Origin of the sequence: Nocardioides sp. JS614, assembly GCF_000015265.1 — a bacterium.
In the GTDB taxonomy this organism is placed as follows: domain Bacteria; phylum Actinomycetota; class Actinomycetes; order Propionibacteriales; family Nocardioidaceae; genus Nocardioides.
The window spans coordinates 4,358,321-4,378,171 of record NC_008699.1 but is presented as its reverse complement, the minus strand read 5'-3'; the positions used below and the strand labels follow the sequence as shown (position 1 = coordinate 4,378,171).

Below are 19,851 nucleotides of genomic sequence, written 5' to 3'. Positions count from 1 at the left end.
AGCGGGTCGGGCTTCACACGTTGCGACGATACTGGCCGCCCACCTCGCAGAACGCGTCGGTCACCTGGCCGAGCGAGCAGACGCGGGCCGCGTCCATGAGTACGGCGAAGACGTTCTCGCCGGACGTGGCCGCCTGACGCAGGCGCGCCAGTGCGGCCTGTGCCTCCTCGCGGTGCTCGGCCTGGAACCGGCGGACCCGGTCGAGCTGTGAGCGCTTCTCCGCCTCGGTCGCCCGCGCGAGCGCGATCGGGCCCTCGTGCGTGGTGGCGTCAGGTGCGCGGAACGTGTTGACGCCGATGATCGGCAGCGAGCCGTCGTGCTTGCGGTGCTCGTAGAGCATCGACTCGTCCTGGATCCGGCCGCGCTGGTAGCCCGTCTCCATCGCGCCCAGCACGCCACCGCGCTCGGAGATGCGGTCGAACTCGGCCAGCACCGCCTCCTCGACCAGGTCGGTGAGCTGGTCGATGATGAACGAGCCCTGGAGCGGGTTCTCGTTCATCGCCAGGCCCCACTCGCGGTTGATGATCAGCTGGATCGCCAGCGCGCGGCGCACGGACTCCTCGGACGGCGTGGTCACGGCCTCGTCGTAGGCGTTGGTGTGCAGGCTGTTGGCGTTGTCGTAGATCGCGATCAGCGCCTGCAGCGTGGTGCGGATGTCGTTGAAGTCCATCTCCTGCGCGTGCAGCGACCGACCGGACGTCTGCACGTGGTACTTGAGCTTCTGGGACCGCTCGTTCGCGCCGTACTTCTCCTTCATCGCCACCGCCCAGATCCGCCGGGCGACCCGGCCGATGACGGAGTACTCGGGGTCCATGCCGTTGGAGAAGAAGAACGAGAGGTTGGGCGCGAAGTCGTCGATGTCCATGCCGCGCGCCAGGTAGGACTCGACGTAGGTGAACCCGTTGGCGAGGGTGAACGCGAGCTGGCTGATCGGGTTCGCCCCCGCCTCGGCGATGTGGTAGCCGGAGATCGAGACCGAGTAGAAGTTCCGGACCCCGTGCTCGATGAACCACTCCTGGATGTCGGCCATGCAGCGCAGCGAGAACTCGGTGGAGAACAGGCAGGTGTTCTGCCCCTGGTCCTCCTTGAGGATGTCGGCCTGCACGGTGCCCCGCACCGTGCGCAGCGCCTCCGCCGGGTCGATGCCGCGCTCGCGGGCCTGGTCGAGGACGGTGTTGAGGAAGAACGCCAGGACGGTCGGCGCGGGCCCGTTGATCGTCATGCTCACCGACGTGGTCGGCGCGAGCAGGTCGAAGCCGTCGTAGAGCTGCACCATGTCGTCCAGCGTCGCCACGCTCACCCCCGAGGTGCCGACCTTGCCGTAGACGTCCGGGCGCTCGTCGGGGTCGCGGCCGTAGAGCGTCACCGAGTCGAACGCGGTCGAGAGCCGGGTCGCCGGCTGGTCCGCGGACAGCAGCTTGAAGCGCCGGTTGGTGCGGGCCGGGTCGCCCTCGCCCGCGAACATCCGGGCCGGGTCCTCGCCCTCGCGCTTGAACGGGAACACCCCGGCGGTGAACGGGAACCGGCCCGGCAGGTTCTCCCGCCGCCAGAAGCGGACCAGCTCGCCCTGGTCGACGTACGCCGGCAGCGCGACCCGCGGGATCACGTTGCCCGACAAGGAGGTGCGGCCTTCGACGGCGGCGTACTCCTCGACCACCGCGGGCCAGTCGGCCAGCTGGCCGGCGACCTCCTCGGGCAGCTCGCCGCGTGCCTTCACGAGCAGCCCGGCGACGTCGTCGTTGCCAGGAAGCTCGGCCGCGACGGCCTCGAGCCGCTGCACCCGTCGCGCCGCGTCCGCCAGGACAGTGGTCCGCGCGTGGTAGTCCCGGACGGTGGTGCTCACCTCCGCGAGGTAGCGGACCCGCTCACCCGGGAGCACCTGCTGGATGCGGGTCGAGTGCCGCACGTCGACGTGCTCGAGCACGCCCTCGGCGACCGGCAGCCCGCGGTCGGCCAGCAGGTCGCGGAGCTGCTGGTACAGGGCGGTCACGCCGTCGTCGTTGAATGTGGCCGCCGACGTCCCGTACACGGGCATCTGGTCGGGCCCCTTGCCGAACGCCTCACGGTTGCGGACCAGCTGGCGCCCGACGTCGCGCAGTGCGTCCGCGGCCCCGCGGCGCTCGAACTTGTTGATCGCCACGACGTCGGCGAAGTCGAGCATGTCGATCTTCTCCAGCTGGGAGGCCGCACCGAACTCCGGCGTCATCACGTACAGCGAGGCGTCGACGAACGGCACGACCCCGGCATCGCCCTGGCCGATGCCGGGGGTCTCGACGATCACCAGGTCGAAGCCACCGGCCTTGAGCACCTCGATCACGTCGGGCAGATGCTCGGGCAGCTCGTGGGCGCCGCGGGTGGCGAGGGAGCGGAAGAAGATCCGGTCGCCGTCGAGGGAGTTCATCCGGATCCGGTCGCCGAGCAGGGCGCCGCCGCCCTTGCGCCGGGTCGGGTCGACGGCGACGACCGCCACCCGCAGCTTGTTCTGCTGGTCGACCCGGAAGCGACGCACGAGCTCGTCGGTCAGCGAGGACTTGCCCGAGCCGCCGGTGCCGGTGATGCCGAGGACCGGGACGGTCCGGGCGCCGGCGGCGCTCCGCACCGCGGCCAGCAGCTCCTCGGGCAGGCGCCCCTCCTCGGCCGCGGTGATCGCGCGCGCGACCGCGAACCGGTCGCCGCTGAGCAGCTGGTCGGCGCCGACCTGGCGGTCGGCCCACAGGTCCACGTCGCACGAGGCGACCACGGAGTTGATCATCCCGGGCAGGCCCATCCGCTGGCCGTCCTCCGGCGAGAAGATCGTGACGCCGCTGGCGCGGAGCCGGTCGATCTCGTCGCGCACGATGACGCCGCCGCCACCCCCCACGACCCGGATGTGACCGGCGCCCTGCGCGCGCAGCAGCTCGACGAGGTACTCGAAGTACTCGACGTGGCCACCCTGGTACGACGACACCGCGACGCCCTGGACGTCCTCCTCGATCGCGGCGTCGACGACCTCCTGAACCGAGCGGTTGTGGCCGAGGTGGATGACCTCGCAGCCCTGCGACTGGAAGATCCGCCGCATGATGTTGATGGCCGCGTCGTGGCCGTCGAAGAGGCTGGATGCGGTCACCAGGCGGACCGGGTGCTGCGGGACGTGCAGGGCGGACATGACGCTCCTGGGCTTCGAGGAAGAGGGTGGCGGTCCAGATAGTAGGACGTCCTAGTAAAAAGTAGTAGGGCGCCCTAGTAATTCCCTACTGTGTCCCCGTGACCAGTGCTGTGACCCGGGCCGAGACCCGTGATGACGCGATCGTGGTGGTGGACGGGGCGCGGACCCCGATCGGCAGCTTCGGCGGGATGTTGAGGGACGTTCCCGCCCACGAGCTCGGCGCGACGGCGGCCCGCGAGGCACTCCGCCGCGCCGGCGTCGAGGCCGAGGCGATCGACGAGGTCATCATGGGCTGCATCGGCCAGGTCGGGCCGGACGCCTACAACGCGCGCCGTGTCGCCCTGGCCGCGGGGCTCCCCGACCGGACCCCGGCGTACACCGTCAACCGCCTGTGCGGCTCCGGCCTCCAGGCCGTGTGGTCGGCGGCCATGCAGATCCGCTGGGGCGCCGCGGAGCTCGCGCTCGCCGGCGGGGACGAGTCGATGACCCGGATGCCGTTCTACGACTTCGGCGCGCGCGCCGGCTACAAGCTGGGCGACCGCGCGCTCGTCGACGGCACCGTGATGATGCTGACCGACCCGTTCCACGGCATCCACATGGGCGTCACGGCCGAGCGGGTCGCCGAGAAGTACGGCGTGACCCGCGCGGAGCAGGACGAGTTCGCGGCGGAGTCGCAGCGGCGGGCGGCGACCCCCGAGGCACGGGCCGCGTTCGCCGAGGAGATCGTCCCGGTCGAGGTCGGCGGCCGCCGGCCGTTCACCGCCAGCGAGGACGAGCACCCCAAGCCCGACACCACCGTCGAGACCCTGGCCCGGCTCCGTCCCGCGTTCGCCGAGGGCGGCACCGTGACGGCCGGCAACGCCTCCGGGATCAACGACGGCGGCGCCGCGGTGGTGGTGGCGAGCAGCCGCGTGGCCGCCGACCGCGGCCTCACGCCGCTGGTAGAGCTGGTGTCGGTGGCGACAGCAGCCCTGGAACCCGAGCTGATGGGCTACGCCCCGGTCCTCGCGCTGCGCTCGCTCTTCGAACAGACGGGTACGACGCCGGGCGACATCGGGATCATCGAGCTGAACGAGGCCTTCGCCGCGCAGGCGGTGGCATGCGTGCGCGACGCCGGCCTCGACCCCGAGCGGGTCAACCCGTACGGCGGTGCCATCGCGCTCGGCCACCCGGTCGGCGCGACCGGCGCGAACCTGACGCTGCGAGTCGCCAAGGACCTGGTCCGCCGCGATCTCGAGCTCGGCATCGTGACGATGTGCATCGGCGGCGGGCAGGCCCTCGCCGCACTCTTCCGGAGAGTGTGATGAGCGGGACCGTGCGCTACGAGCTCACCGACGGCGTCGCCCACCTGGTCCTCGACCGTCCCGACGCCGCCAACGCGATCGACATGGACACCGCGCTCGCCCTCGGCGACGCCGTCGACACCGCAGTGGCCGACGACGCCGTTCGGGTGCTGCTGCTGACCGGCGCCGGACCGCGCTTCTGCGCCGGCGGCGACGTGGCGTGGATGCTCGGGGACGACGACCGCGGCGCCCGGGTCGAGGCGCTGGCCACGGTCCTCGACGGCGTCCTCGTCCGGCTCCACTCCTGCGCCAAGCCCGTCGTCGCCGCGGTGCAGGGAGCGGTCGCCGGCGCCGGCCTCGCCGTGATGCTGAGCTGCGACGTGGTGGTCGCCGAGCCGGCCACGAAGTTCGTCGCGGCCTACGCGGCGGTCGGGCTCTCGCCCGACTGCGGCGTGTCCTGGCTGCTGCCGCGCGCCGTCGGGCAGCAACGCGCGCTCGAGATGCTGCTCGCTCAGCGCGTCGTCACTGCCGACGAGGCGCTCGCGTGGGGCCTGGTCGGGCAGGTCGCCGACGACCCGGCTGCCGCCGCGGCCGAGCTGGCCGCGCGGATGGCCGCGGGCCCGGCGTACGCGCTCGGGCAGACGCGGCGCCTGGTGCGCGACGCGTGGGTGCGTGACCGGGGCGCCAGTGGCGCCGACGAGACCCGGACCATCACCCGGGCCGTGCAGACGCCGGAGGCGGACCGGCTGCTCAGCCGTTTCCTCGCGTAGCCCGGCCACCCAGGCACGGCGACGTGCCGACCGGCCACGGCAACGCGGCGTGCTCAGCCACCCAGCCGTCGAGCGCGGTCGCGACGATGGCCGGCCAGACCGCTGCCCGGCGGGTGTCCATCCGCACGTGCACGAAGGACGCCTCGATCACGAAGCAGATCGACCGGCGGTCGTGGTCGAGCAGGTAGCCGACGAGCTGGCCCGAGCGCTCCGCGCGCGACAGCATCCGGCAGTGGAAGGTGAGCGTCGAGCCCACCGTCACCTCGCTGAGGAAGTGCAGGTGCTGGTCGACGGTGAACACCCCGAGCCCGGCCCGGGTGGGCCAGTCGCGCGGGATGCCGAGACGGTCGAGTGCCTCCTCGACGCCCGCGACCGACGTCGTGAGGTACCGGGTCGCACTCATGTGGCCGTTGGCGTCCTGGAACCGCGCCGGGACCTCGATGCGCAGCAGCTCCGGCAGCGCGGCCACGTCGTCGAAGGCGGGTACGGCGAAGCCGCTGGCGATTCGATCAGGTCGCACGGATCTCCTTCCGGCCGCGGCCGATGACCTCGTCGCGGCGCTCTCGGGCGGTGCCCGGCCGGTAGCTGCTCGCCAGGTGCCGGCGCATGTACGCGGCCTCGGCGCGGTAGCCGTCGCCGACCAACCCGGCCTCGAGATCGGCGTAGATCGCCCGGTAGGTCGCGAGGGCGGCCGGATCGTTCTCCGCGATGTCGCGCGCGACCCGGATCGCGCGCGGGAGCAGCTCGTCGGTCGGAACCGCCTCGTGGAGCAGTCCGATCCGCAGCGCGGCCCCGGCATCGACGTACCCGCCGGTGAGGCTCATCGCGCGGGCGGCCCGGATCCCGACCGCGAGGGGCAGCCGCACGGTCAGGCCCCACCCGGGGACGATCCCGACGCGCGCATGGGTGTCGGCGAAGCGGGCCCGCTCCGAGCCGATCAAGACGTCGCACGCGAGGGCCACCTCGAGGCCGCCGGTCACCGCGGCCCCGTTGACGGCTCCCACCAGCGGAGTCATCAGCGGCGGCCAGGGCCCGGTCGGGCCGCTCTGCGCCGGAGGCACCAGGTCCGGCAACGACATCAGGTCGTCGAGGTCGTCGAGGTCCATCCCGGTGCAGAAGGCACCGCCGGCTCCGGTGAGCACGATCGCGCGCACCCCGGCGTCGTCGTCCAGCTCGGCCAGGGCCGCTCGCAGCGCGACCAGGAGCGCCCCGTTGATGGCGTTGCCGCGCTCGGGACGGTTGAGGGTCACGACGGCGACCGGCCCCTCGTGCTCGACCAGCACGACCGGCCCGGCCGGGTCACGCATGGAGCAGCTCCCGGGTCCGGTGGGCGAGGCGGCGGGCCTCATCGACGATGCGGCGCACGAGCTCCGCGACCGTCGGCACGTCGTGGATGAGGCCCTGGGAGACACCGACCGACCAGACGCCCGCCTCGAGATCGCCGGTCTCGAAGACGGCTCGGCCGCGCCGTCCGGCGACCAGGTCGGCGACGTCGGCGAAGCTCCCGCCGCCGTCGAGACGTGTCACGACCTCACGGGCCACGGTGTTCGACGCGACCCGGGAGGTGTTGCGCAGCGGCCGGAACAGCAGCTCGGTGTCGCGCTCGCTGGCGGCCACGATCGCCGCCTTGACGCGCTCGTGCACGGGCGCCTCCCGCGTGCACATGAACCGGGTGCCCATGCAGACGCCGTCGGCGCCGAGGGCCAGGGCGGCCAGGAGCCCGGCGCCGTCGGCCAGGCCGCCGCACGCGATGACGGGGATCCTCACCGCCCGAGCGGTCGCCGGCAGCAGCACGAGGGCCGGTACGTCGTCCTCACCGGGATGGCCGGCGCACTCGAAGCCGTCGATGGTGACCGCGGCCGCCCCGGCACGCTCGGCCTTGAGGGCGTGCCGGACGCTCGTGCACTTGTGGATCACCTGGACCCCGCTGCGGCCCAGGTCCTCGATGTGCTCGGTCGGGTCGGCGCCCGCCGTCTCGACGATCCGCACGCCCGACTCGGCGATCGCCTGGCGGTACTCGGCGTACGGCCGCGGCTCGATGCTCGGCAGCACGGTCAGGTTCACGCCGAACGGCCGGTCGGTCAGCTCCCGGCAGCGCGCGATCTCGGTGGCCAGGTCCTCGGGAGTGGGGAACGTCAGGGCGGACAGGAAGCCCAGCGCGCCCGAGTTCGCGACGGCGGAGACGAGCTCGGCGCGGGCCACCCACTGCATCCCGCCCTGGACGATCGGGACCTCGACGCCGGCCAGGTCGGTGAGCCGGGTCCGCAGCGTCATCGGGCGGCGACGAGCGGGTCGCCCAGGCTGCCGTGGGCGACACCCGAGCGGAGCTCCACCTTCCGGATCTTGCCGGACGGCGTCATCGGGAACTCGTCGACGAAGTACCACAGCTTCGGGGTCTTGAACGGCGCGAGGGACGCGCGGCAGTACGCGTGGAGCTCCTCGGCGGTCGGCGGCGCGCCGTTGGCCCGCACCACCGCCGCGACCTGCTCGCCCCAGTGCGAGTCGGGGATCCCGATCACCGCGACCTCGGCGATCCCCGGGTGGTGGATCAGCAGCTCCTCGATCTCGAGCGGATGGATGTTCTCCCCGCCGCGGATGATGATGTCCTTGATCCGCCCGGCGATCTGCAGGTAGCCGCGCTCGTCCATCGTCCCGACGTCGCCGCTGCGCAGCCAGCCGTCGCGGTCGATGGTCGCCGCCGTCGCCTCGTCCATCCGGAAGTACTCGCGCATCGTCTGGTAGCCGCGGGCGCAGATCTCGCCGGGCTGGCCGATCGGCACCGGCTCCCCGGTGACGGGGTCGGCGACCTTGACCTCGACGTGCACGAGCGGGATGCCCAGCGTGGTGGCCTGGTCCTGCGGAGAGTCCGTCGGCAGCGACTGCGTGAGCACGCCGTGCATCTCGGCCTGTCCGAAGAGGATGGAGAAGTCGCAGCCGACGATCTCGTTCGTCCGCCGGACCAGGTCCTCGGGCACCTTGGCGCCGCCGCACATGATCGTCCGCATGCTCGAGAGGTCGCGTGAGGGCCGGTCCGGGTGGTCCAGCAGCGCGATCAGGATGGTCGGCACGGTGACGATCAGGTTGCCGCCCTCGTTCTCGATCAGGTCCAGGACCAGGCCGGGCTCGAACTGCGGCACGACGACCTGCCGGCCGCGCCGGGCCAGGGTGCCGATGCTGCCGAGCACGCCGCCGCCGGTGTGGAAGAGCGGGATCGGGTTGATCCAGCAGTCCCCGTCGCGGAAGTTCGCCCGCTGGGCCGAGAGGCTCGAGGCGTTGACGACGCCGAGGTGGTGCAGCAGCGCGCCCTTCGCGAAGCCGGTCGTGCCGGAGGTGTAGATGATCATGCAGTCGTCGTCGGGGGAGACGTCGGGGAACTCCCGGCGCCCGGTGCCGCTGGCCAGGAACCGCTCCCAGTCGTCGAAGCGGATCACGTGGCGCACCCGCGGGACCGCCGGCAGCGCGTGGGCGACCAGATCGTTCATGGAGACGCCCCGGTGCTCGGCGCCGTGCGCGATCCCGGAGACCTCGGCTTGCTCGAGCACGTAGCGCAGCTCGTCGATGCGGTACTGCGGGTTCACGGTGACGACCACCACGCCCGCCAGCGCGGCGCCCAGCTGGAGCATCACCCACTCCGGCCGGTTGATCTCCCAGATCGCGAGCCGCTCCCCGGGCTCGAAGCGGGCGAGCAGGGCGTCCGCGACCTGCTCGGCGATCTCGAGGAGCTCGGCGTACGTCCAGCGGCGCCGATCCGCCGGGTCGACGGTTCCGTCGACGAGGGCGATCCGGTCCGGGACCTGGTCGGCGGCCCGGCGCAGCAGCTCACCGACCGTCGTCCGGTCGAGGTCGATGCTGGTGTCGGCGGGCCAGTAGCTCTCGGTCAGCGGCGCCCGCCCCGGCAGCGTGCCGACGGCCGGCTCGGCGTTCTCGGTGCTCATCTGGCTCGTTGTCCCTCTCGTCCCCGACGTCAGTATCGGCGCTCGGCCCCGCCCGAGCGGATCGTCATCGTACGATGAGATTGAACTTGACGTCAATATCAAAAGAGCCTACGGTGCAGGCGTGACCAACCACCTTCAGACCGGGCCGAGCGCGTCGCGGCGCGAGCTCGAGCGGCGGTTGTCCGACGCCGTCCCCGAGCCGCGCGGGGGCCGTCGCCGCACCGCGCTCGAGCGGGCCCAGGCACTCTGCGACGACGGTTCGTTCGCGCCCACCGGCGCGCTGCGCCAGAGCACCAGCCGGAACGCGGACAAGCTCCACGACGGCGACGGTGTCGTCACCGGCTTCGGGACCGTCGACGGGCGCCCGGTGGCGGTCGTCAGCCACGAGTTCTCCCACAGCGGCGGGTCGATCGGCTCCGGGTTCGCGCTCAAGGTGGCCGACCTCCAGGACCGCGCGATCTCGCTCCGGATGCCGATCGTCTACCTCAACGACTCCGGCGGCGCCCGCATCAACGAAGGCATCGACTCGCTCGACGGGTGCGGGCAGATGTTCCGGCGCAACGTGCGCGCGAAGGGCCTGGTCCCGCAGGTCTCGGTGATCCTCGGCCCGTGCGCCGGGGCCGCGGCGTACTCGCCCGCTCTCACCGACTGGACGATCATGGTCCGCGGGACCAGCCACATGTTCCTGACCGGACCGGACGTGGTCCGCGCGGCGATCGGCGAGGAGGTCTCCTCGGCCGACCTCGGCGGCGCCGAGCTGCACACCATCCGCAGCGGCGTCGCCCACCTCGCGGTCGACACCGAGGAGGAGGCCTTCGACCGGGTCCGCGAGCTGCTGTCCTTCGTGCCGACCAACAGCGCGGACGAGCTGCCGCTCACCGCCCCCTGTGAGCCGGCCCCCCAGCACGCCCGCGAGATCGCGACCGTGGTCCCGCGACGCGGCAGCGAGGTCTTCGACATGCACCGGCTGGTGCGAGCCGTCGTCGACGGGTCCGAGTCCTTCGAGATGATGCCGGACTACGGCACCAGCGTGATCACGGCGTTCGCCCGGCTCGGCGGCGTGCCGGTCGGGATCGTCGCCTCGCAGCCGCACCGGCGGGGCGGGATCCTCGAGATCACCAGCTCGCGCAAGATCGCCCGGTTCGTGCGCTTCTGCGGCCGGTTCCACCTCCCGATCGTGACGTTCGTGGACGTGCCCGGGTTCATGCCCGGCGCGGCGCAGGAGAGCGGCGGCATCATCGCGGAGGGCGCCGAGGTGCTCGACGCCTATGTCGACGCCGACAGCCCCCGGCTCACCGTCGTCGCGCGGAAGGCCTACGGCGGCGCCTTCATCGCGATGGGATCGAAGTCGCTCGGGGCCGACTTCGCCTGGGCCTACCCGGACGCCGAGCTCGCCGTCATGGGACCGGGCGGCGCGGTGAACATCTTGCACCGGCGCGAGCTCGCCGCCGCCGAGGACCCGGAGCTGCTGCGCGCACGCCTGGCCGAGGAGTACCGCGAGACCGTCACTCGGCCGTTCGCAGCGGCTGAGGCCGGCATCATCGATGACATCATCCGCCCCGAGGACACCCGGGCGACGCTGCTGGCAGCGCTGCGGCTGTGGCACCCCTCGGCGGCCGCCGCGCCGGCCAAGCGCCTGGTCGAGGCGTCGAACGAGGCGGCCTCGAGCTCCAGGACGGGTGCCGCATGACCGTGTTCGCGTCCCGCGCCGAGCTGCTCGCCGGCGCCGGCACCGACCTGGGGGCCACCGGCTGGACCACGATCGACCAGGCCCGGATCCAGCTGTTCGCCGACGCGACCGGCGACCACCAGTGGATCCACGTCGACCCGGAGCGAGCCGCGGCCGGCCCGTTCGGCCGGACCATCGCGCACGGCTACCTCTCACTGTCCTACCTCGCCGGACTCCTCGACCAGCTGCTCAGCGTGCCGACGGCCTCGATGGGCATCAACTACGGCCTCGACAAGGTTCGCTTCCCGACCCCCGTCCCGGTCGACAGCCGGGTCCGCGCCAGCGCGGTGCTCGTGCAGGCGGACGAGACCCCGGACGGCGGGGTCCAGGCCGGCCTCGACCTCACCGTGGAGCTGGAGGGCGCGGCGAAACCGGCCTGCGTCGCCCGGATGCTGGCGCGCTTCTACTTCCCGGAGGACGCATGATCCCGCTCGAGGAGTTCCGGGCCGAGGCGGAGGCGTTCCTCGCGGCGAGCGGGCTCCCGCGTCGCGACGAGGACGAGACGATCGTCTGGGGCGAGGGTGAGCTCGACGTCTCGGTCTTCCACAACCTGACCTTCGAGGAGGAGTCCGCGCTCCTCGGGGAGCTCAAGGACTGGCAGCGCCGCAAGCTCGAGGCGGGCTTCGGCGCGATCACCTGGGAGCCGGAGTACGGCGGCCGTGGGCTCGGCGCCGAGCACCTCGACGCCTTCGACGAGCTCGAGGCGCGCTACGAGACCCCGCGTCCCCACGAGACGTTCTCGGTGACCCAGCACCTGATCGCGCCCACCGTCCGGCTGTTCGGCACCGAGGCGATGCGCACCGAGCTGATCCCGGCCTTCCTCCGTGGCGAGCGGATCTGCTGCCAGCTCTTCTCCGAGCCCTCGGCCGGGTCCGACCTCGCCGCGCTCGGCACCCGCGCCGTACGCGAGGGCGACGAGTGGGTCATCAACGGGCAGAAGGTGTGGAGCTCCGGAGCGCAGTTCGCCGACTGGGGCGAGCTGATCTGCCGCAGCGACCCGACCCAGCCCAAGCACGCGGGGATGACCGCGTTCATGATCCCGATGGACTGGCCCGGGGTGGAGGTCCGCCCGCTGCGGCAGATGTCCGGCGGCAGCAGCTTCAGCGAGGTCTTCCTCACCGACGTGCGGCTGCCCGACTCCCACCGGATCGGCGACATCGGCGAGGGCTGGAAGGTCGCCCTGACCACGCTCGGCTTCGAGCGGCAGGCCGCCAACAACAACGCGCACGTCGGCGGCAACTGGCGCCAGCTGCTCGCCACGGCCCAGTGGGCGGACGTGTTGGACGACCCGTTCGTCCGCCAGGACCTCGCCAAGGCCGTCATCAGCGAGCGTCTCGGCGCCGTCGCCGTGGCCCGTGACCAGGCGGCCCGCGAGAGCGGCGAGCCGATGGGCGCGATCGGCTCGATCCGGATGATGCAGTGGGTCGGCCGGATGCTCGACGTCACCGCCGCCGCCCGCCGCATCCTCGGGCCCCGGCTGGTCGTCGACCACGGCGACTGGGGGACCTACGTGTGGGGTGAGCACGTGCTGGGCGCCCCCGGCTACCGGATCGCCGGCGGCTCCGACGAGATCCAGCGCACGATCATCGCCGAGCGCTGGCTCGGCATGCCGGCCGAGCCGCGCGCCGACAAGGACACCCCGTGGAAGGACCTGCCCCGGTGACTTCAACCTCGAGCCCAGCTTCGAGCCCGACCACTGGCTCCCCGGCCCAGCCCCTGCTCGGCAAGGTCGCCCTCGTGACCGGCGGCAGCCGTGGCCTCGGCCGCGCCATGGTGCGCGGTTTCGCCCGCGCCGGCGCCGACGTCGTCATCTCCAGCCGCAAGCTCGACGACTGCCGTGCGCTGGCCGAGGAGGTCGAGCGCGAGCACGGCCGCCGGGCGTTCCCGCACGCTGCGCACGTCGGCCACTGGGACGAGGTGGGCGCGCTCGTCGAGGCGGCGTACGCCGAGTTCGGCCGGGTCGACGTCCTGGTCAACAACGCGGGCCTGGCGCCGACGTACCCCGGCCTGGACCAGGTCACCGAGGAGCTCTTCGACAAGGTGATCGGGGTCAACCTCAAGGGCCCGTTCCGGCTCACCGCCCTGGTGGCGACCCGGATGGCCGCCGGCGCCGGCGGCTCGATCATCAACATCAGCAGCAGCGCCGCGGTGCGCCCGATGACCACCGACCTCCCCTACGCCGCCGCCAAGGGCGGCCTCAACGTGCTCACCGCCGGCTTCGCGCAGGCGTTCGGCCCCTCGGTCCGGGTGAACACGATCATGGCCGGCCCGTTCCTGACCGACATGTCGCGAGGCTGGGACATGGACGCCCTGACCGGCGACCTCGCGCACTACCCGATGCGACGTGCGGGGGACCCCGACGAGGTCGTCGGGGCCGCCGTCTACTTCGCGAGCGACGCCTCGTCGTACACGACGGGCGCGGTGCTGCCCGTCGACGGCGGCCGCGGTGTCGTCAGCTTCGGCTCAGCCTGAGCGCCGTCCCGACCTCCCGAGGAGCCCCGATGACCACGACCCGCCTCGTCGATGACTCGCTGTTCGCCGCCGACGCCGACGACCCCGGCCACGGTGGCGTGCCGAGCCTGCTGGGCTCGCGGTGCGCTGACTGCGGCACCACCACCTTCCCGCGGCAGGACGGCTGCCCGCGCTGCGGCGGGGCGAGCATGCCCGAGGTCGTGCTGCCGCGCGAGGGCACCATCTGGTCGGCGACCGTCCAGCACTTCGAGCCCAAGCCGCCGTTCCGGCACGACGGCGAGTACGTCCCGTTCGGGATGGGCTACGTCGACCTCGGCGAGGTGATCGTCGTGGCGCGCTTCACGGAGAACGACCCGGCGCGGCTCGGCATCGGGACGCCGGTGGCCCTGTGTGCGGTGCCCGCCTGGACCGACGAGGACGGCACCCGGGTCCTCACCTACGGGTTCGCGCCCACCGGCGCGGCCGGACAGGAGAAGTGACCATGAGCAACGACGTCGCGATCGTCGGGATCGGGATGACCAAGTTCGGCCGGCAGCCCGGGGTCACCGGCCGCCAGATGGCGGTGTCGGCGGTCCACGAGGCGTGCGCGGACGCGGGCGTCACCTGGTCGGACATGCAGTTCGCCTTCGGTGGCACCTACTCGTGCGGTGACGCCGACACGCTGATCTCCCTGCTCGGTCTCACCGGCGCCCCGTTCATCAACGTCTACAACGGCTGCGGCACCGGTGGCTCGTCGCTGATCTCGGCCGCCAACGCGATCAAGTCCGGCGAGCGCGACCTCGGGCTGGTCCTCGGCTTCGACAAGCACCCGCCGGGGGCGTTCAACGAGTCGCCCGAGAACGTCGGCCTCGGCTCCTGGTACGGCGAGACCGGGTTCATGGTCACCACGCAGTTCTTCGCCACCAAGATCCAGCGCTACCTCCACGAGTGGGGGGTGAGCCCGTCGGCGCTCTCGCTGGTGGCGGAGAAGGCGTACCGCAACGGCTCCCTGAGCGAGAAGGCCTGGCGGCAGAAGCCGGTCGCTGCCGAACAGATCGCCGACGCACCGATGGTCAACGACCCGCTGACCAAGCTGATGTTCTGCTCGCCGGGCGAGGGCGCGGTCGCGCTGATCGTCGCGAGCGCCGAGCGGGCCCGGACGCTGACCACGGCGCCGGTCTTCCTGAGCTCCGCCGAGCTGCGCTCGCGCCGGTTCGGGTCGTTCGAGGTCTACAGCCCGTGGCTCTCGCCGCACCGGGTGGACAGCGCCACGACCGACGCCTCCCGGGCCGCCTTCGAGGCCGCGGGCGTCGCGCCCTCCGACGTCCAGGTCGCCCAGATCCAGGACACCGAGTCCGGCGCGGAGATCATGCACATGGCCGAGACCGGGCTCTGCGAGCACGGCGAGCAGGAGAAGCTGCTGGTCGACGGCGAGACCGAGATCGGTGGCCGGATCCCGGTCAACACCGACGGCGGCGTGCTCGCGAACGGGGAGCCGATCGGTGCCTCCGGGCTGCGTCAGGTGCACGAGGTCGTGCTCCAGCTCCGCGGCCAGGCGGGGGAGCGCCAGGTTCCCGGCGGGCCGAGCGTCGGCTTCACGCAGGTGTACGGCGCTCCCGGCATCTCCGCATGCACCGTGCTCACGCGCTGATCCCTGAACCCACCGACGGCGTCGCCGTCACGAACCGAGGAGGCCACCGACGTGTGGAGCTTCGAGACCGATGAGGACTACCAGAAGCAGCTGGACTGGGTGGACGAGTTCGTCCGCGCGGAGGTCGAGCCCGTCGACCATGTCATCGAGCACGCCTGGGACGTGCGCGACCCGCTGCGCAACCGGCTGATCAAGCCGCTCCAGGAGCAGGTCCGCGACCAGGAGCTGTGGGCCTGCCACCTCGGCCCCGAGCTCGGGGGACCGGGCTACGGCCAGCTCAAGCTGGCGCTGCTCAACGAGATCCTCGGCCGCAGCCACAGTGCCCCGGTCGTCTTCGGCTGCCACGCCCCCGACTCCGGCAATGCCGAGATCCTCGCGCACTACGGCACCCCGGAGCTCAAGGAGCGCTACCTCGAGCCCCTGCTGGCCAACGACATCGTGTCCTGCTACTCGATGACCGAGCCCACCGGCGGCTCGGACCCGACGGCGTTCGTGACCCGCGCCGAGCTGGACGGCGACGAGTGGGTGATCAACGGCGAGAAGTGGTTCTCCTCGCACGCGAGCTTCGCGTCGTTCTTCATCACCATGGCCGTCACCGACCCGGACGCGGACCGGCACGGGCGGGCATCGATGTTCGTCGTCCCCGCCGACACCCCGGGCATCACGATCGTGCGCGACGTGGGGGTCTGGGGCCACGACGAGGACGAGGGCCACCACACCTACCTGCGCTACGAGGACGTGCGCATCCCGCGGGACCACCTGCTCGGCGAACGTGGCCGGGGCTTCGCGGTCGCGCAGACCCGGCTCGGCGGCGGCCGCATCCACCACGCGATGCGCACGGTCGGGCTGGTGCGGTCCTCGCTCGACATGATGCTCGAGCGCGCCGTCTCCCGACGCAGCGGCACCGGCACCCTCGCCGACCGCCAGCTCGTGCAGGAGATGATCGCCGACTCCTGGATCCAGCTCGAGCAGTTCCGCCTGCTGGTGCTGCAGACCGCCTGGAAGATCGACCGCTACCAGGACTACCGGGCCGTCATCGCCGACATCAGCGCGGTCAAGGCCGCCATGCCGAAGGTGCTGCTCGACGTCGCGGGCCGGGCCATCCAGCTGCACGGCTCGCTCGGCATCTCGACCGAGATGCCGTTCGGCAAGTGGGTGCTGGAGAGCTACCACATGGGCCTCGCCGACGGCGCGACCGAGCTGCACAAGGTCGCGGTCGCCAAGCAGCTGCTCAAGGGCGTCGCGCCGACCCCCGGGCTGTTCCCCACCGGGCACCTGATCGCGGCGAAGGAAGCCGCCCGTGCCCGCTTCGCGACCGAGCTGGCCGAGCTGGCGGAGCTCGACGAGCAGGTCCCGACGCCGTGAGGAGCGTGACGGAGGCCACCGACCACCCCGAGCTCGCGCCCGTGCGCGCGGGGGAGGACCTCGACTGGGCGGCCCTGGCGGCGCACCTGCGCGCCCAGCTGCCCGACCTCGACGGCCCGCTCTCGGTGCTCCAGTTCCCGAACGGCTCGGCGAACCTCACCTACCAGGTCGCCTTCGGCGACACCCAGCTGGTGGTCCGGCGCCCGCCGTTCGGGAAGCTCGCCCCCGGCGCGCACGACATGGCCCGGGAGCACCGCGTGCTGTCGCGCCTCCACCGGGCCTACCCGCGTGCGCCGCGCGCGCTGCTCTACTGCGAGGACGAGTCCGTGATCGGCTCGCGGTTCTTCGTCTCGGAGTACCGCCCCGGCATCGTCGTGTGGGACCGGGTCCCCCCGGAGCTCTCGACCGCGCCCGATGCCGGGCGCAGGATCGGCCTCGCGGTCGTCGACGCCCTGGCCGACCTGCACCTGGTCGACCCCGCTACCTGCGACCTGCAGGACCTGGGCCGGCCCGCCGGCTACCTGGAGCGGCAGCTGCGGGGCTGGCTGGGACGGTGGGAGGCCGTCTCGCCGGGGCCGGGCACGGCGGTCGAGCGCGCCGGAACGGCCCTGGTGGCCGGGCTCCCGGCGACCAGTCGCACCGCGATCGTCCACAACGACTTCAAGACCGACAACTGCCAGTTCGCCCCCGGAGACCCCGATCGCGTGGTGTCCGTCTTCGACTGGGACATGGCGACGCTCGGCGACCCGCTCGTCGACCTCGGCACGATGCTCAACTACTGGCCCGGCGACGACGGCACGCCGGCGCTCGCGATTCCGGGGCTCGAGAACCTGGGGCTGCCCGGCAAGGACGAGGTCGTCGCGCGCTACGCGGAGCGGTCCGGTCTCGACATCGACCGGGCCACGGTGGACTGGTACGAGGCCTTCGGGTGCTGGAAGACGGCGGTGATCATGCAGCAGCTCTACGACCGGCACCTGCGCGGCGAGACGAGCGATCCGCGGATGGCCGAGCGCGGCGACCAGGTCCCCGCCCTCGGGGAGCGCGCCCTGAGCCTGCTGGGGGTGACGCCGTGATCATCCGCGACGAGGACCTCGCGACCTGGCAGGACGTCGTCCGTGACTTCCTGTCCGGCACCGAGGTACGCGACCGCCCGGTCGGCGCGCGCGTCGACCGGGACCTGTGGCGCCGGGCCTGTGGCGAGCTCGGCTTCGCCGGCCTCGACGTGCCCGAGGGGCTGGGCGGCGCCGGTGCCGGCTTCGGCGCCCTTGCCATCGTGCAGCGCGAGTGCGGCCGGGTGCTGGCGCCGCTGCCCGTGCTCGGGTCGGTCGTGGTCGGGCAGGCGCTGCTCCTCGCGTCCGAGGACCGGGCCGCGGTGGGTGATCTCCTGCCCGGCCTGCTCAGCGGCGACCTGGTCGCCGCGGCCGTGCTGGACGCCCCTGGGCTCACCGCCGACGGTGCCCGCCGGCGGCTCAGCGGTCGGCTCGACGACGTCGTCGACGGGATGTCCGCGGACCTGCTGCTGGTCCTCGACCCCGGGCTCCAGCTGTGGTCGGTCGACCTGGCCGCCGCCGGTGTGCACCGGCAGGTGCTGGACTCGATGGACCTGGTGCGCGACTTCGCCCGGATCACCTTGGACGGCGCTCCCGCGCGCCCCCTGGGCCGGCCGCTCGACGCGGACGCGGTGGACCGGGTGCGCCGGGCGCGCTCCGCGGCCGTCGCCTGCGAGCAGCACGGCGGCGCGGAGGCGGCGCTCGAGAGTGCGATCGCCTACACGCTCACGCGGGTCCAGTTCGGTCGCACCATCGGCTCGTTCCAGGCGATCAAGCACCGCTGTGCGGACCTGGCGATCGATCTCGACCTCAGCCTGTCCGCCGTCGAGCACGTCGCCTGGGCGGTCCAGGAGGAGGCCCCGGAGGCCCGGCTCGCCGTGGCGATGGCCGGCGCGACCTGCGCCCCGACCTACCTGCACTGCGCGTTGGAGAACGTCCAGCTGCACGGTGGGATCGGGTTCACCTGGGAGCACTCCGCGCACCTGCACGTACGCCGGGCCGAGTCGGACCTGGCGCTGTACGGCGCTGCGGAGCGGCATCGTGAGGACGTCTTGAAAAGTCTTGGCGCCACTACTTGATATTGACGTCAAGTTCATTCTATCGTGTGTGGCCGAGACCACATGACCCGATGCATGTGCTGGACCCCTGTGAGGATGAGATGACCCGTTTCAAGACGGTGCGGCGCGCGCTGGTCGCGGCGATCGCTCTCGGATCGATGCTGAGTGTCGCCGCGTGCGGCAACGGCGAGGCCGGCAGCGCGTCCGGCACTGACAGCGGCAGCGCCGATGACCCCCTGCGGGTCGGCCTGCTGTTCTCCCTGACCGGCCCCGCGGCGCCGTACGGCATCAGCGAGCGCAACGGCGCCCGCGTCGTGCTCGACCAGATCAACGAGGACGGCGGGATCAACGGCCAGCAGATCGAGATCTTCGAGGCCGACGACAAGACCGACCCGACCGAGGCGGCCCAGCAGGCCCGCAAGCTGATCACCCAGGACAAGGTCGACGTGATCATCGGCACCACCGCAGGCGGCAACACGCTCGCCTACGCACCGATCGCGGCCGGCCTGAAGACGCCGATCCTGGCCACCAACGGCACGATCTCGGTGACCGACAAGGCCAACGACTTCTGGCCCTGGATCTTCCGGTCCGCGCCGAGCGACCTGGTCACCATGCAGGCGATGTTCGACCAGGTGGTGGCCGAGGGGAAGACCCGGATCGGCATCTTCGCCGAGCAGTCGGCGTACGGCGACGCCAGCGTCGCGTACCTCGAGGAGCAGGTCGAGAAGGCCGGGCTCGAGATCGTCGCGGAGACCAGCGCCGCGGTCACGGACACCGACTTCACCGCGCAGGCGACCAAGCTGCGCAACGCCGACCCGGACGTCGTCCTGCTCGTCACCGGTGCGACCGCGCTCGGCGTCGGCATCGCGCGGGCGGTCCGCCAGGGTGGCTCCGACGTGGACATGTGGGGCGGCATCGGCCTGGCCCAGCAGGGCTTCATCGACGGCGCCGGCCCCGACGCCGAGGGTGTCCACATGGTCGCGATGAACAACTGGAACGACCCGTCCGAGGACGAGCAGCAGCTCAAGGACCTGCTCGAGGCGGCCGGGTTCGAGGCCACGTCGTTCGAGGCCGCGGGTGCCAACGGCGCTCAGGTGGTGGCCGCCGGCGCCGAGAAGGTCGAGGGCGAGATCACCGGGGAGAAGCTCCGCGACGCGATGGCGACCGTGTGCGACCTCAACACCTACGCGATCGGCGAGTCGGTCTGCTACACCGAGGACGAGCGGGACGGGATGGGCACCGACGCCCTGGCCCTCCTGGTCGTCGAGGACGGTGCGTTCGCGACGTACGACCCCAACGCCTGACCACCTCCAGTCAGGACGAGGCCCCGGCGGTGCCACCGCCGGGGCCTCGGCGCGTCCGGGGCCGGCCTTTGCCGTCAGCGATGCTGCCGCGCTGGGGCCGAAGCGGCGTCC

Annotated in this window: 17 protein-coding genes; 12 read left to right on the top strand and 5 right to left on the bottom strand. The window is 72.3% G+C overall.

Features of this window, described 5'->3' with window-relative positions; all coding sequences use genetic code 11:
- Window positions 1-13 precede the first annotated feature (13 nt).
- Entirely contained in the window at window positions 14-3,145 is a 3,132-nt protein-coding gene (icmF, locus tag NOCA_RS22430) for a fused isobutyryl-CoA mutase/GTPase IcmF (RefSeq protein WP_011757569.1), read from the bottom strand.
- Window positions 3,146-3,243: 98 nt separating this feature from the next.
- Here icmF and NOCA_RS22425 point away from each other — a divergent pair, with 98 nt between their 5' ends.
- Together NOCA_RS22425 and NOCA_RS22420 are read left to right on the top strand one after the other, a co-directional pair.
- Entirely contained in the window at window positions 3,244-4,449 is a 1,206-nt protein-coding gene (locus tag NOCA_RS22425; protein WP_238383388.1) for a thiolase family protein, read from the top strand.
- Window positions 4,449-5,198 carry an enoyl-CoA hydratase/isomerase family protein gene (locus NOCA_RS22420; protein ID WP_011757567.1) on the top strand — a complete coding sequence of 250 codons (750 nt, stop codon included), beginning with the start codon at window positions 4,449-4,451 and terminating at the stop codon, window positions 5,196-5,198. The genes NOCA_RS22425 and NOCA_RS22420 overlap by 1 nt, the downstream gene beginning before the upstream one ends.
- On the opposite strand, the gene NOCA_RS22415 is transcribed toward NOCA_RS22420, so the two are convergent.
- From NOCA_RS22415 to NOCA_RS22400, 4 genes are read right to left on the bottom strand one after another with little or no spacing between them, the layout of a single operon-like run.
- Window positions 5,179-5,718: a thioesterase family protein gene (locus tag NOCA_RS22415; RefSeq protein WP_011757566.1), complete on the bottom strand. Its 540-nt coding sequence runs from the start codon at window positions 5,716-5,718 to the stop codon at window positions 5,179-5,181. The genes NOCA_RS22420 and NOCA_RS22415 overlap by 20 nt on opposite strands.
- Window positions 5,708-6,505: an enoyl-CoA hydratase gene (locus NOCA_RS22410; RefSeq protein ID WP_011757565.1), complete on the bottom strand. Its 798-nt coding sequence runs from the start codon at window positions 6,503-6,505 to the stop codon at window positions 5,708-5,710. The genes NOCA_RS22415 and NOCA_RS22410 overlap by 11 nt, the downstream gene beginning before the upstream one ends.
- Entirely contained in the window at window positions 6,498-7,472 is a 975-nt protein-coding gene (locus NOCA_RS22405; RefSeq protein WP_011757564.1) for an NAD(P)H-dependent flavin oxidoreductase, read from the bottom strand. Before NOCA_RS22405 ends, NOCA_RS22410 begins: the two co-directional genes overlap by 8 nt.
- Entirely contained in the window at window positions 7,469-9,133 is a 1,665-nt protein-coding gene (locus NOCA_RS22400) for an AMP-binding protein (protein WP_011757563.1), read from the bottom strand. The genes NOCA_RS22405 and NOCA_RS22400 overlap by 4 nt, the downstream gene beginning before the upstream one ends.
- A gap of 121 nt (window positions 9,134-9,254) precedes the next feature.
- Here NOCA_RS22400 and NOCA_RS22395 point away from each other — a divergent pair, with 121 nt between their 5' ends.
- The 10 genes from NOCA_RS22395 to NOCA_RS22350 all read left to right on the top strand — a co-directional run bounded on the left by NOCA_RS22395 (window position 9,255) and on the right by NOCA_RS22350 (window position 19,740).
- Complete coding sequence (locus NOCA_RS22395; protein WP_011757562.1) at window positions 9,255-10,823, top strand: acyl-CoA carboxylase subunit beta; 1,569 nt, start codon at window positions 9,255-9,257, stop codon at window positions 10,821-10,823.
- Complete coding sequence (locus tag NOCA_RS22390; protein WP_011757561.1) at window positions 10,820-11,287, top strand: MaoC family dehydratase; 468 nt, start codon at window positions 10,820-10,822, stop codon at window positions 11,285-11,287. Before NOCA_RS22395 ends, NOCA_RS22390 begins: the two co-directional genes overlap by 4 nt.
- Window positions 11,284-12,525, top strand: coding sequence for an acyl-CoA dehydrogenase family protein (locus NOCA_RS22385; RefSeq protein WP_011757560.1), 1,242 nt, complete (start codon window positions 11,284-11,286; stop codon window positions 12,523-12,525). The genes NOCA_RS22390 and NOCA_RS22385 overlap by 4 nt, the downstream gene beginning before the upstream one ends.
- Window positions 12,504-13,334, top strand: a complete 831-nt coding sequence (locus NOCA_RS22380) for an SDR family NAD(P)-dependent oxidoreductase (protein ID WP_443189691.1) — start codon at window positions 12,504-12,506, stop codon at window positions 13,332-13,334. Before NOCA_RS22385 ends, NOCA_RS22380 begins: the two co-directional genes overlap by 22 nt.
- Before the next feature lie 29 nt (window positions 13,335-13,363).
- Window positions 13,364-13,813 carry a Zn-ribbon domain-containing OB-fold protein gene (locus NOCA_RS22375; RefSeq protein WP_011757558.1) on the top strand — a complete coding sequence of 150 codons (450 nt, stop codon included), beginning with the start codon at window positions 13,364-13,366 and terminating at the stop codon, window positions 13,811-13,813.
- 2 nt (window positions 13,814-13,815) lie between these two features.
- Entirely contained in the window at window positions 13,816-14,964 is a 1,149-nt protein-coding gene (locus NOCA_RS22370; RefSeq protein WP_011757557.1) for a thiolase family protein, read from the top strand.
- Between the two features lie 51 nt (window positions 14,965-15,015).
- Window positions 15,016-16,329, top strand: coding sequence for an acyl-CoA dehydrogenase family protein (locus NOCA_RS22365; protein ID WP_011757556.1), 1,314 nt, complete (start codon window positions 15,016-15,018; stop codon window positions 16,327-16,329).
- Window positions 16,326-17,402, top strand: a complete 1,077-nt coding sequence (locus tag NOCA_RS22360) for a phosphotransferase family protein (RefSeq protein ID WP_011757555.1) — start codon at window positions 16,326-16,328, stop codon at window positions 17,400-17,402. The genes NOCA_RS22365 and NOCA_RS22360 overlap by 4 nt, the downstream gene beginning before the upstream one ends.
- Entirely contained in the window at window positions 17,399-18,457 is a 1,059-nt protein-coding gene (locus NOCA_RS22355; RefSeq protein ID WP_011757554.1) for an acyl-CoA dehydrogenase family protein, read from the top strand. Before NOCA_RS22360 ends, NOCA_RS22355 begins: the two co-directional genes overlap by 4 nt.
- Window positions 18,458-18,537: 80 nt before the next feature.
- On the top strand, window positions 18,538-19,740 hold the full coding sequence (locus NOCA_RS22350) for an ABC transporter substrate-binding protein (RefSeq protein ID WP_011757553.1): 1,203 nt from the start codon (window positions 18,538-18,540) through the stop codon (window positions 19,738-19,740).
- The last annotated feature ends 111 nt before the right edge of the window (window positions 19,741-19,851 follow it).

Coding starts and splice junctions, on each gene's coding strand:
- icmF (WP_011757569.1), bottom strand. CDS start 3,145: ATGTCCGCCCTGCACGTCCCGCAGCACCCGGTCCGCCTGGTGACCGCA.
- NOCA_RS22400 (WP_011757563.1), bottom strand. CDS start 9,133: ATGAGCACCGAGAACGCCGAGCCGGCCGTCGGCACGCTGCCGGGGCGG.
- NOCA_RS22410 (WP_011757565.1), bottom strand. CDS start 6,505: ATGCGTGACCCGGCCGGGCCGGTCGTGCTGGTCGAGCACGAGGGGCCG.
- NOCA_RS22375 (WP_011757558.1), top strand. CDS start 13,364: ATGACCACGACCCGCCTCGTCGATGACTCGCTGTTCGCCGCCGACGCC.
- NOCA_RS22405 (WP_011757564.1), bottom strand. CDS start 7,472: ATGACGCTGCGGACCCGGCTCACCGACCTGGCCGGCGTCGAGGTCCCG.
- NOCA_RS22350 (WP_011757553.1), top strand. CDS start 18,538: ATGACCCGTTTCAAGACGGTGCGGCGCGCGCTGGTCGCGGCGATCGCT.
- NOCA_RS22370 (WP_011757557.1), top strand. CDS start 13,816: ATGAGCAACGACGTCGCGATCGTCGGGATCGGGATGACCAAGTTCGGC.
- NOCA_RS22385 (WP_011757560.1), top strand. CDS start 11,284: ATGATCCCGCTCGAGGAGTTCCGGGCCGAGGCGGAGGCGTTCCTCGCG.
- NOCA_RS22390 (WP_011757561.1), top strand. CDS start 10,820: ATGACCGTGTTCGCGTCCCGCGCCGAGCTGCTCGCCGGCGCCGGCACC.
- NOCA_RS22420 (WP_011757567.1), top strand. CDS start 4,449: ATGAGCGGGACCGTGCGCTACGAGCTCACCGACGGCGTCGCCCACCTG.